At 72.3% G+C, this 11,931-nt stretch carries 9 protein-coding genes; 4 read left to right on the plus strand and 5 right to left on the minus strand.

Features of this window, described 5'->3' with window-relative positions; translation table 11 throughout:
- Both MWM08_RS14200 and ada read right to left on the minus strand, forming a co-directional pair.
- A complete protein-coding gene (locus tag MWM08_RS14200) occupies positions 1-972 on the minus strand; it encodes a Bug family tripartite tricarboxylate transporter substrate binding protein (RefSeq protein WP_244407086.1) in 972 nt (323 codons plus the stop codon).
- Positions 973-1,075: 103 nt separating this feature from the next.
- Positions 1,076-2,113, minus strand: coding sequence for a bifunctional DNA-binding transcriptional regulator/O6-methylguanine-DNA methyltransferase Ada (gene ada, locus MWM08_RS14205; RefSeq protein WP_244407087.1), 1,038 nt, complete (start codon positions 2,111-2,113; stop codon positions 1,076-1,078).
- A gap of 182 nt (positions 2,114-2,295) precedes the next feature.
- On the opposite strand from ada, the gene MWM08_RS14210 reads away from it, so the two are divergent.
- The gene (locus MWM08_RS14210; protein WP_244407088.1) at positions 2,296-4,476 is read left to right on the plus strand and encodes a Hint domain-containing protein; all 2,181 of its coding nucleotides are present in this window, start codon (positions 2,296-2,298) and stop codon (positions 4,474-4,476) included.
- A 16-nt stretch (positions 4,477-4,492) separates the two neighbouring features.
- Here the strand turns inward: MWM08_RS14210 and MWM08_RS14215 are convergent, their stop codons facing one another.
- The 3 genes from MWM08_RS14215 to glcF are packed head-to-tail and all read right to left on the minus strand — an operon-like array spanning position 4,493 to position 6,725.
- Positions 4,493-5,068 carry a tetratricopeptide repeat protein gene (locus MWM08_RS14215; RefSeq protein WP_244407089.1) on the minus strand — a complete coding sequence of 192 codons (576 nt, stop codon included), beginning with the start codon at positions 5,066-5,068 and terminating at the stop codon, positions 4,493-4,495.
- Positions 5,069-5,115: 47 nt separating this feature from the next.
- Positions 5,116-5,412, minus strand: a complete 297-nt coding sequence (locus tag MWM08_RS14220; RefSeq protein WP_244407090.1) for a hypothetical protein — start codon at positions 5,410-5,412, stop codon at positions 5,116-5,118.
- Positions 5,409-6,725: a glycolate oxidase subunit GlcF gene (glcF, locus tag MWM08_RS14225; RefSeq protein WP_244407091.1), complete on the minus strand. Its 1,317-nt coding sequence runs from the start codon at positions 6,723-6,725 to the stop codon at positions 5,409-5,411. Before glcF ends, MWM08_RS14220 begins: the two co-directional genes overlap by 4 nt.
- Positions 6,726-6,830: 105 nt before the next feature.
- Here glcF and MWM08_RS14230 point away from each other — a divergent pair, with 105 nt between their 5' ends.
- The 3 genes from MWM08_RS14230 (at position 6,831) to MWM08_RS14240 (ending at position 11,771) form a co-directional block, all read left to right on the plus strand.
- The gene (locus tag MWM08_RS14230) at positions 6,831-7,649 is read left to right on the plus strand and encodes a hypothetical protein (RefSeq protein WP_244407092.1); all 819 of its coding nucleotides are present in this window, start codon (positions 6,831-6,833) and stop codon (positions 7,647-7,649) included.
- A 45-nt stretch (positions 7,650-7,694) separates the two neighbouring features.
- Positions 7,695-9,371, plus strand: a complete 1,677-nt coding sequence (locus tag MWM08_RS14235; protein ID WP_244407093.1) for an ABC transporter permease — start codon at positions 7,695-7,697, stop codon at positions 9,369-9,371.
- A 108-nt stretch (positions 9,372-9,479) separates the two neighbouring features.
- On the plus strand, positions 9,480-11,771 hold the full coding sequence (locus MWM08_RS14240; RefSeq protein WP_244407094.1) for a penicillin acylase family protein: 2,292 nt from the start codon (positions 9,480-9,482) through the stop codon (positions 11,769-11,771).
- Positions 11,772-11,931: the final 160 nt, after the last annotated feature.

Here is an 11,931-nt window from a genome sequence, read left to right on the forward strand (position 1 = left end):
CTATTCCGGCCGCACGCCCGCCGCCCGCAGCACCGCCACCGACTGGTCCACCTCGCGCCGCAGGAAGGCCCGCACCGCCTCGGGCGTATCGAAGCCCGGCCGCAGTTCCTCGCCGAGCGCCGCCAGCCGCTCCCGGTTCTGCGCCAGCCCCGCCTGGAACGCCGCCGACAGCGCGGCCAGGATCGGCGCGGGCGTCGCCGCCGGCGCCGCGCACACCCGCCAGTTCTGGAACACGAAGCCCGGCAGCCCCGCCTCCGCCGAGGTCGGAACCTCCGGCAGCAGCGGGCTGCGCCGCTCCACCGTCACCGCCAGCGGCCGCATCGTCCCCGCCCGGATATGCTCGAGGCTCGCCGACGCCGACAGGATCGTCATCTGCGCCTCCCCGCCCACCACGGCGAGTGCGGCCGGCGCCCCGCCGCGGTAGTGCACCATCTCCATCTGCACCCCCGCCGAGGTCTTCAGGATCTCCGCCGCGATGTGCACCGGCCCGCCCACCCCGGTCGTCGCCATGTTCAGCCGCCCCGGCTGCGCCTTCATCAGCGCCACCAGCTCGGCCAGGGAATTGGCGCGCACGCTCGGATGCACCAGCAGGATCAGGGAGGCAAACACCAGCACGCCCACCCCGGCGAAGTCCGTCACGGGATCGTAGGGCAACCTGGCGATCAGCGCGGGGGCCACGCCATGCGCACTGTCATTGACCAGGATGGTGTGCCCATCCGGCGCGGCCTTGGCCACCATGTCGGCGCCGATGGTGCCGCCCGCGCCGGTGCGGTTCTCCACCACCAGCGGCTGGCCGAGCATGGCCTGCACCGGGTCGGACATCATGCGCGTGAGCACATCGGTCGGCCCGCCGGCGGTGAAGGGCACGATGGCACGGATGGGCCGGTTGGGCCGCCAGGCCTGCGCCCGGGCAACCCCCGGCGCGGCGAGCAGGAACGGGGCGGCGGCAAGCGTCCGGCGGCGAAGCAGCATCGGTGTCTCTCCCTGGGATTCGGCGCTCATGCCGGCGCCGTCACGGGAAGATATAGGGGCGGCGCGCGGCGCTGGCGATGCCCGGTCAGCGCCGCGGCGCCGCTCAGCCGCGCGCCTTCGCCTCGCCCGCCAGCAGCGCCCGCTTGCGCGGCACGCCCCAGCGGTAGCCGGTCAGGTCGCCATCCTTGCCCACCACCCGGTGGCACGGCACCGCAAGGGAGACCGGGTTCTGCGCACAGGCCCGCGCCACCGCCCGGGTCGCCCGCGGTTCGCCCATCGCCGCCGCCAGGCCGGAGTAGGTGCGCGTCTCGCCCAGGGGTATCGCCCGCAGCGCCTCCCACACCCGCCGCTGGAAGGCGGTGCCCCGAAGGTCCAGCGGCAGGTCGAGCGCGGCGCGCGGTTCCGCCACATAGGCCACCACCTGGCGCACCGCCTCGGCCAGCGCATCGGGTGCGTCCTCGATGGTGGCGCGGGGGAAGCGGGCCATGACGTCGCCGCGCAGCGCCTCGCCATCCTCGCCGAAGCCGATGAAGCAGACGCCCTGCGCAGTCGCGCCCACCATCAGCGGCCCCAGCGCGGACTGGGCGAGCGCCACGCGGATCACCTCCCCCGCACCGCCGCGGCGCGCCGCCCCCGGCGTCATGCCCAGCACACGGCCGGGGGCTTCGTACACCCGGCTTTCGGAGCCAAAGCCTGCCCCGGCCACCGCATCCGCCACGCGCTCGCCGGCCGCGAGCGAGGCCGCCAGCCGCCGCGCGCGCACGCTCTCGGCATACGACCGCGGCGTGACGCCGGTGATGTCGCGGAACAGCCGCAGGAAGTGGTGCCGGGCATACCCCGCGCGGTCGGCAAGCGCCGCCAGGGAGGGGATGGTCTCGGACGCCTCGATCATCTCGCAGGCCGCGCGGATGGCGGCGGCGTGCAGCGCCGCGCGCTCTCCCTTCGGATCGCAGCGGCGGCAGGCGCGGAAGCCGGCGGCCTCCGCCGCCGTGGCGTCGCAGAAGAACCGCGTGTTGCGTCTCAGCGGCGCGCGCGACGGGCAGCCGGGTCGGCAGAACACCCCTTGCGTCGTCACCGCATACAGGAAGGCATCGGAGGGTGTGCGGGCCAGCACCGCGGCCCAGCGGAGGTCGTCATCCATGGCCGCTGTGTCGCACGCACCACGCCAGGCGGGCCATCCGCGCGTTGCGCCGGCGCGCGGGGCGGCATCTCGCACCCGCAACACTTTCCAGCTTATGAATCTTCACCGCATCGTTTTACCCCTTTCGGAACGATGCAGCGCCGGTCCCGCCGCGCGTCTCCCTTGCCGTGGAGATCCAACTCATGTCCTGGTCGCAGTTCGGCTCGCCCACCGCTGGTCCCACCCCGCAAGCCGACACCTACACCGGAGACATCGGCGACAACGGCAGCGTCGATGGCGGCATAGATGGCGGCGGCGGCGATGACAGCCTCAGCGGAAATGGCGGCGCCGATTATCTGTCGGGCGGGGCGGGCATCGACCTTCTCTACGGCGGCGCCGGGCTGGACACGCTCGACGGCGGGACTGACGGCGATTCCCTGTTCGGCAACGACGACGCCGACACGATCGAAGGCGGCGACGGCAAGGACCTCATCGACGGCGGCGCGGACACCGCCGGGGACCTCCTGACGGACTCGCTGGGTGGCGCCTGGATCTTCGGCGGCGACGGCAATGACACGATCCAGGTCACGCTCGCCGGCGCCTCGGACAACTCCACCGGATTGTTCGGCAACTTCCTCGAGGGCGGGGGCGGCAACGACCTCATCGAACTTGTTGGCAGCGGGACGGTCTTCGGCTCCGGGCTGTATGGCAAGGCCGGGGACGACACGCTGGTCGGCGCCGACGCCTTCGCCTCCCTGTTCGGCGACGAGGGCAACGACAGCATCCTCGGCGGCAGCGCCGGCGAGGCGCTGCACGGCGGCGTGGACGACGACGTCATCCTGGGCGGCGGCGGTGACGACTCGATCTATGGCGACAATCTCGACGGCAGCGGCACAGCCGGCAACGACAGCCTCGACGGCGGTGCCGGCAACGACACCATCGACGGCGGCGCCGGCGACGACACGATCAATGGTGCCAGCCTCGGCTGGGATTCGATGATCGGCGGCGATGGCATTAACACGCTCGACTTCTCGGGCGCGGCGGGTCCCGTGGCGTTCCACCTGGCCCAGCGCGACGTCTACGAGGACGGCAACCCGACCGACGACTGGCCCGACAGCCTCGACATCAACGGAGAGCCGACCGGCGACAAGGAGTGGGAATACCTCGAGGGCTTCACCGTCGCCTACGGCTCGCGGTTCAGCGACGGCTTCATGGCCGGCTCCGAGGTCGGCGACAGCATCTTCGGCCAGGCCGGCGACGACCGCATCTTCGGCAATACCGACGACGACACGCTCGATGGCGGCACCGACAACGACTACGTGGTGGGCGAGGAAGGCCATGACCTCCTCGCCGGCGGCGGGGGCGACGACACGATCGTGGGCGGACGCGGCGACCTCAACACCACCGCGCCCGAGGCCGAGGGCGCCGACACGTTCGAGGTCGGCGAGGAGACGATCGGCGGCGCCGACACGCTCGACGGCGGCGGCGGCGACGACCTGATCCATGGCATGGAGGGCAGCGACAGCCTGGTCGGCGGCATCGGCGAGGACACCATCACCGGCGGCACCGGCGACGACATCATCGACGCCGGCGACGACAACGACCTGGTCATCTGGCGCCCAGGTGACGGCAACGACTTCATCGACATGGGCGACGGGACCGACACGCTGCGCCTCGCCGGCTGGGACAACGATGAATGGGAGATCACCGACCAGAACGGCTTCGACTACATCCTCACCAATGTCGTCGACCGGTCGATCGTGGTGCGGGCCCTCAGTGTCGAGTTCATCACCTGCTTCACGCCGGGCACGCGCATCCTCTCCGCGCGCGGCGAGGTGCCGGTCGAGACGCTGCGCGCCGGCGACCTGGTGGCGGCGCCTGGCCGCGGCGCCCCGCTCAAGCCCGTGCGCTGGGTCGGCCACACCCGCGTCGACATCGCGCACCACCGCGACAAGCGGAAGGTCGCGCCCATCCTGTTGCGCGCCGGCGCGCTCGGCGCAGGCGTTCCGACGCGCGACTTGCGCGTGAGCCCCGAGCACGCCTTCCTTCTGGATGGCCGCCTGGTGCCCGCGCATCTGCTGGTGAACGGCAGCACCATCGTGCAGGAGACATGGCAGCGCGCCATCACCTACTGGCATGTCGAACTCGAACAGCACGGCGTGCTGGTTGCCGAAGGCGCGCTCGCGGAATCCTACTTCGACGACGGCAACCGCCACCTGTTCGACAATGGCGTGATCGCGCTGCACCTCGACCTCGGCGCCGGGCGCGGTGGCGGCCGCTACGCCGCCGAGGCCTTCGCGCCGCCGCTGCTGTCCGCCGAGGACCCGGCGCTCGCGCGCATCACCGCCGCCCTGCCGCAGCACGCCCGCGCGCGCCAGGGCTGAGCAGGCCGGCGCGGCTTCAGGTCGCGTCGCCCTCCGCCTTGCGGCGCAGTTCGCGCAGCCGGGCATCGCCGCCGCGCAGGCGCGGGTGCAGCGCCAGCGCGGCCTCCATGCTGCGCAAGGCGGCACGCGCGTCGCCAGCTTCCTCCTGCAACATCGACAGCGTCAGCAGCGCGCCGAAGTGCCGTGGCTCGAGCCGCAGCGCCTCCTGCAGGTCGCGCGCCGCCGCCGCCTGGTCGCCCAGCGCCGCGTAGGCCTGCGCGCGCTGGTGCCAGGCTTCGGCACTCTGCGGGCTGAGCACGATGGCCGCGTCGAAATCCTCCAGCGCCTCGTCATGGGTGCGCGCAGCCAGATTGCGCGCGCCACGGCGCAGCAGCAGCACCGTGGCGGGGCTGGCCTGCTCCACCCACAGCGTGCGGATGCGCCCTTCCATCATGTGGGCCACCGCATCGTCGGGCGCGGCCTTCAGCCCTTCGAACAGGCTGTCGAGCTCGGCGCGGCGGCTTTCCTGGGCGCGGTTGGGCGCGGGCTGGGACTGGGCATGCGCCAGCACCGGCATCAGCAGCAGCGGCAGGGCAAGCAGGGCGGCGCGCATGGCGCCATGTTCCGCCCGCCGGGCCCCGCGGGGCAAGCATCGATTGATCATGTCAGGCTGAGGATGGTCATGCCCACCACCACCGCAAGCCTCGCCGCGCCCGCCCAGCGCGGGTCGGCATCCGCCCGCCCGGCCGACCGCCACACGCCCACCGCCACCACCAGGTTGTAGGGCACCGACAGCGCGTAGCCGACCACGAAGGCCGCCATCACCTGCCCCGCCATCACCAGCCACAGGAAGCCCAGGGTGGTGCTGGCATTGACCACCAGTCCGCCCAGCACGGCCCAGGTCCAGAACGCCTCGCCGAGCGGCAATTCGCCGCGCCACAGGCGCCGCGCGATCACGCCGCGGTGCGCGCGCGCGCGACCGCGGCGGGTTCCGGCCCGCCTGCCATCCAGTCCAGCAATTCGACCGTGTGCACGGCCGGCATGGCGCCATCGCCCAACTGCGTCAGGCAGCCGATATTGCCCGAGGCAATCACCGCGGCACCCGTGCGCGCGATGTTGGCCTGCTTGCGCGCCTTCAACTGCCCCGCGATCTCCGGCTGCAGGATGTTGTAGGTGCCGGCCGACCCGCAGCAGATGTGCCCCTCCGCCGGTTCCCGCACGTTGAACCCGGCCATCTTCAGCAGCGCCTTGGGTTCGGCGGTGATCTTCTGGCCGTGCTGCAGCGAGCATGCCGCATGGTAGGCCACCGTGATGCCCGATGCGGCGCGCGCGGGCGCATAGCCGAAGCGGGTCAGCACCTCGGTGATGTCGGCCGCGAGGCTTGCCACGCGCGCGGCAGCCGCGGCCTCCGGTTCCTCGCGGAACATGTGGCCGTAGTCCTTCAGCGTGGTGCCGCAGCCCGAGGCATTCACCACGATCGCGTCCAGCCCCTCGCCCTCGATCTCGGCCGTCCAGGCGGCGATGTTGGCACGCGCCAGGCGCATCGCAGGGTCATGGTGGCCCATATGGTGGTCGAGCGCGCCGCAGCAGCCTTGCCCCTTCGTCACCACCACCTCGATCCCCATGCGCGTGAGCAGGCGGATCGTCGCCTCGTTGATCGACGGCGCCAGCACTTGCTGCGCGCAGCCCATCAGGATGCCCACGCGCCCACGCCGTGCGCCTTCCGCGCGATGCACCCGCGGCCGCTCGATCGCCGATGGCGAGGGCACCGATGCGGGGGCGAGGCGCAGCATCGCGCGCATGCGCTGCGCCGTGAGCGACGCGCCCGGCACGAAGCGCGCGAAGGGCCGTGCGAACCACGCCCCCACCAGCGCCAGCCGGAACCGCGCCGGATGCGGCAGCACGAAGGACAGCACGCGCCGCAGCGCGCGTTCCGGCCAGGGGCGCGTGTAGGTCTGTTCGATATACGCCCGCGCATGGTCGACCAGGTGCATGTAGTGCACGCCCGACGGGCAGGTCGTCATGCAGGACAGGCAGGACAGGCAACGGTCCACATGCCGCACCACCTGCTCGGTCGCGGGCTGGCCGCCTTCCAGCATGTCCTTGATGAGGTAGATGCGCCCGCGCGGGCTGTCGAGTTCGTCGCCCAGCAGCAGGAAGGTCGGGCAGGTCGCCGTGCACATGCCGCAATGCACGCAGGTGCGCAGGATGCGGTTGCTCTCGGCGGTATCGGGGTCGGCGAGCTGCGCCGGCGAGAAGGTCGTCTGCATCACGCATGTCTAGGGGAGCCGGAGCCCCGCCGCCAGCAGGTCGGCCAGTGGACGCCGCCGGCGCCCCCCTCCTATCGTGACGGCGGTACCCAGGGGATTCGCCGCATGGTCACCGAAGCGATCCAGGAGCTCGCGGCCTTCAGCGTCTTCGCCTTCGCGGCGGCGCTGTTCTTAATCCAGGCCGCGGCCAAGGAGATCGGCTACGTCTTCGGTCATCGCCGCGCGGCGCACCAGGAGAACCCCGGCGAAGGCGTGAGCGTCGTGGTGGGCGGCATGCTCGGGCTGCTCGCCTTCGTTCTCGCCCTGACCCTGTCGTTCTCGAGCGCCCGCTTCCAGGAGCGGCGCGAGGGCACGCTGGCGGAAGCCAACGCGATCGGCACCGCCTGGCTGCAGGCCCAGGCGATCGGTCACCCGCGCGGCGCGGAGATCGCGCGCCTGCTCGAGGAATATACGCACGTCCGCCGGGACTTCGTGGCGGCAGGCCGTTTCGCGCCCGAGGTCGAGACCGCGACGCGGCGGACCAATGCGCTGCAGTCGGTCATCTGGGGCCACCTCGCGGCCATCGTGCGCGAACGGCCGGACCCGGTGACCTCCTCGCTGATGAATGCGCTGAATACGACCTTCGACCTCGCGACGGCCGAGCGCTTCGCCTTCGCGACGCTGTTCCCGCCGCAATTGTTCTGGCTGCTGATCGGCATGACGATGGTCTCGATGGCCGCGCTCGGCTTCCAGCTGGGGCTGCGCCAGAAGCCGTTGCGGGTGCTGTCCTTCCTGCTGCTGTCCATGTGGACGGCGACCATGACGATCATTCTCGACATGGGCGCGGCGCGGCTCGGTTCGATCCGGATCGGCGTGCAGGCCTACGACTGGACCATCCAGGGCTTCCACGGAGGCGTCACCGTCCCGCCTGCGCCAGCGCGCTGAGCCGCCCTGCCGCCCGGCGTCGGGGCGTGCTATCCACGGCTGAGAATGGCTCGCAACATCACCCTGGACGCCGCCCCGCCCGCTGGTCCCACCCCCCGTCGCCGTCGCGCCCCGGCCTGGGCCTGGGCTTCGGTGCTGGTCGCGGCCGCCATCACGGCGCCGCTCGTTGCCGTGCTGCTCTCCGCGATGACGGTGCCTGGGGCCAGCGTCGTCCATATCGCAACCACCACCCTGCCCGAGATGCTGCGCAATTCCGCCCTGCTGGCGCTGCTGGTGGCGCTGATGGCGGGCTCGGCGGGGGCGATCTCGGCCTGGATCGTCTCGACCTGCGAATTCCGTGGCCGGCGCCTGCTGGAAGTCGCGCTGCTGCTGCCGCTGGCGATGCCGGCCTACCTCAACGGATATGTCTACACTTGGCTGTTCGACGTGGCCGGGCCGCTGCAGCAGGGCTTCCGCGACCTGACCGGGCTGCGCTTCGGCCAATACTGGGCGCCCGAGATCCGGTCCCTGCCGGGTGCGGCGCTGATGCTGGCGATGGTACTGTACCCCTACGTCTACCTGATGTGCCGCAGCGCCTTCCTGCAGCAGAGCGTCTGCCTGCTGGAAGCCTCCCGCACGCTCGGGCACGGGCTGCCGCGAACCTTCCTGCATGTGGCGCTGCCGCTGGCGCGGCCCGCGCTGGCGGCCGGCATCGCGCTGGTGCTGATGGAGGTACTGGCGGATTTCGGCACGGTGCAGCATTTCGGCGTGCGCACCTTCACCACCGGCATCTACGAGGCCTGGTTCGGCATGGATGACCGCGGTGCGGCGGCGCAGCTCGCGGTCGGACTGCTGGGCTGTGTGTTCCTGCTGCTGGCGCTGGAGCGAATCTCGCGCGGGGGGCGGCGCTTCCACCCCACCACAACGCGCCACCCGCCGCTGCGCCCGGTGGTGCTGCGCGGCTGGAAGCAGGCGGGCGCGATCGCCGCCTGCGCGATGCCGGTGGTGCTGGGCTTCGCCATTCCCGCCAGCGCGCTGGCCTGGCTGGCGCTGACCAGCGGGGACCCGCTCGACCCGCGGCGTTTCCTGCCCTTCGCGGTGAATTCCCTGATGCTGTCGGGCATCACGGCGGCGCTCGCGGTGCTGATCGCGGCCATGATGGCCTGGGCGGTGCGCATGCATCCCTCCCCGGCGCGCTCGCTGGCGAACCGGGTCGCGGCGCTGGGCTATGCGCTGCCGGGATCGGTGATCGCGGTCGGCACGCTGGTACCCTTCGGCATCTTCGACAATGCGCTGGATGCCTGGATGCGCGAGCGCTTCGGCGTCTCCACCGGGCTGCTGCTGTCGGGCACCATGGCGGCGCTGGTCTTCGCGTATCTCGTGCGGTTCCTCGCGGTGGCGCTCTCGGCGGTGGAATCGGGGCTGGCGCGGCTGAAGCCGTCCTTCTTCGCGGCCGCGCGGGTGCTTGGGCGCACGCCGGGCCAGGCGGTGCGGGAGGTCGAATTGCCGCTGGCGCGCGGGGCGCTGCTGACCGCCGCCGTGCTGGTCTTCGTCGACACCATGAAGGAATTGCCGGCGACGCTGATCGTGCGGCCCTTCGACCTCGATACGCTGGCGGTGCGCATCTACAACCTTGCGTCGGACGAACGCCTGGCGGAGGCCTCGACCGCCGCGCTGCTGATCGTGCTGGCGGGGCTGCTGCCGGTGGCCGCGCTCACGCGCGCGATGCGGCGCAGCGACTGATCCGCGCGCCGCGCCCATGACTGCGGCGCGACGATACGTTTCGCCACAGACTGAGGGCCTTGCCGGCCCCGCGGCGCGCCCCCAAGCATGGGCGCGATGACCCGGACGATGTTCCCCTCCCGCCCCCGCGGGCCGACCAGGATGGCCGCGCTGCTCGCAGCCGGGCTGCTGCTGTCCGCCTGCGCCGCGCTGTCGCCGCGCGCCGTCAGTACCGATGCGCGCATCGCCGCCCTGCCGACCACCGGCGCCACGGTCGAACGCCCCGTCACCATCCGCTGGAACGACCACATGGTCCCGTGGGTGGACGCCGAGACCGACCGCGACCTGTTCTATGCGCTGGGCCTGGTGCATGGGCATCTGCGCGGGGCGCAGGTGGCGCTGCTGCGGCTGGTTGCGCGCGGCCGGCTCTCGGAAGCCGCTGGCCCCTTTGCGACCGACATCGACCACGCGCTGCGCATTCTCGATTTCGGCCGCGCCGCGCCGGCGGTGCGCGCCGCCTGGCCGGAGGAGACGCGCGCGCTGATGGGATCCTTCACGGCCGGGCTGAACCACGCGGTGATGAACGGGCGCGCGCCGCCCGAATTCGGGCTTCTCGGCCTGTCGCGCGAACCTTTCACCGAGGACGACCTGATCGCGATCGGGCGGCTGGCGGGCACCGACGTGAACTGGCTGGGATACCTCGCGCTGCTGCCCTCGCGCGGTACGCCCGGCTTCGACAGGCTGTGGCAGCGCACCGTCGCGGCCGGGTCCTCCGCACCGGAAGCGGCGCTGCCCGAAGGACGGCGGCTTGCCGTGATCCGCGACATCCTGGCCGGCACGGGGCGCGTGGGGTCTAACACCGTCGCGGTGGCCGCACGGCGGTCCGCGACCGGCGGCGCGCTGATCGGATCCGACCCGCATCTGGGGTTGATCCAGCCGAATGTCTGGCTGGCGGCGGGCATGCGGTCGCCGTCGTTCCACGCGGTCGGGCTGATGGTGCCGGGGCTGCCCTTCCTGGCGATCGGGCGCAACGCGGATGTCGCCTGGGGCGGCACCAACATGCGCGCGGCGTCGTCGGACCTGTTCGATGTGTCGGGCCTGCCGGCCGAGGAATTCCGCAGCCACACCGTGCGCATCCGCCAGCGCCTGTGGTTCAGCGCGGAACGGCAGGTGCGCCTCACGCCGCATGGCCCCGTCGTGACCGATGCCGCGGTTCTGCCGCGCCGCCCCGGCGACGTGATCGCGCTGCGCTGGATCGGCCATGAGCCGACCGACGAGATCACCGCGCTGCTCGGCGCGGCGCGCGCGCGCAACGGCGAGGAATTCCGCGCGGCCTTCGACCGCTTCGGCGTCTCGGCACAGAACATGATCTGGGCGGGGCGCGACGGGCGGATCGGACAGTTCTACGCGACCACCATCCCGGACCGCCGCGCGATCCCGGCCGACCCCGTGCTGGATGCGCGCGACCCGGCCGCGACCGCGCCATGGGGCCGCCTGCTGCGCACCCCCGACCTGCCCCATGTGGTGAACCCGCGCGACGGCGTGCTGGCGAGTGCGAACAACCGCCCCGAGCCGCTGGGCGGCCGCGCGCCGCCGGTGCTGGGCTTCTTCTTCTCCGACAGCGATCGCGTCGAGCGCCTGCGCGAGTTATTGGCATCGCGCCCGCGCCACACGCCGGCCGACATCATGGCGATCCAGGCCGATACGCGGTCCCCGCGCGCGGGGCGGCTGGCGGCGGCGCTGGCGGCGCGGATGGCTGGCATCGCGGAGGCCGCGCCGCTGGTCGCCGCCCTGCACGGCTGGGATGGCGACTACCGCGCCGAGTCCCGCGCGCCCGTGGCCTTCGAGGTGCTGCTCGCGCGCCTGGTTCCGCTGCTCGCGGCCGAGGACCGCGCCGAAGCCACCACCAATCGTCGCGCGCCGGAAAGCCAGTGGAACTTCATCACCGCGTTCCTGCTGCGCGACCTCGATGCGCTCGATCCGGCGCGGCGCGAGGCGGTGCTGCGCGAAGCCTCGCGCGTTGCGGCGACGGATCTCGCGGGACTGTCCACCTGGGGCGAGATGCACCGCCTGCCGCACGCGCATGCCCTGGTGAACCTGCCGGTGCTCGGCGAGGCCTTCTTCCGCTACGGCGACTACGCCGTGGGTGGTTCGCGCGAGACACCGATGAAGACCAGCCACGGCCTGGTCACCGCGCGCCACAACACCGCCTTCGGCTCCATGGCGCGGCACGTGAGCGACATGTCCGACCCGGACGCCAATTGGTTCACGCTGTGGGGCGGGCAGGATGGGTGGCTCGGTTCGGCGGCCTTCGCGGACCAGGTGCCGATGTGGCTGGAACGGCGCAGCATCCGCGTGCCGCTGCGGCCGGAGACGGTGGCGGTGGAGTTCCCGCGCGCGACACGCCTGGCGCCGCGATGACCGCGCCCGATGACCGCAGCGCCGCAAGGCGCGAAGGTCTGAATCGGCCGCGCCGATGACCGCGCCCGATGACCGCAGCGCCGCAGGGCGCGAAGGTCTGAATCGGCCGCGCCGATGACCGCGCCCGATGACCGCAGCGCCGCAGGGCGCGAAGGTCTGA

This window comes from Roseomonas fluvialis, from assembly GCF_022846615.1.
GTDB lineage: Bacteria > Pseudomonadota > Alphaproteobacteria > Acetobacterales > Acetobacteraceae > Neoroseomonas > Neoroseomonas fluvialis.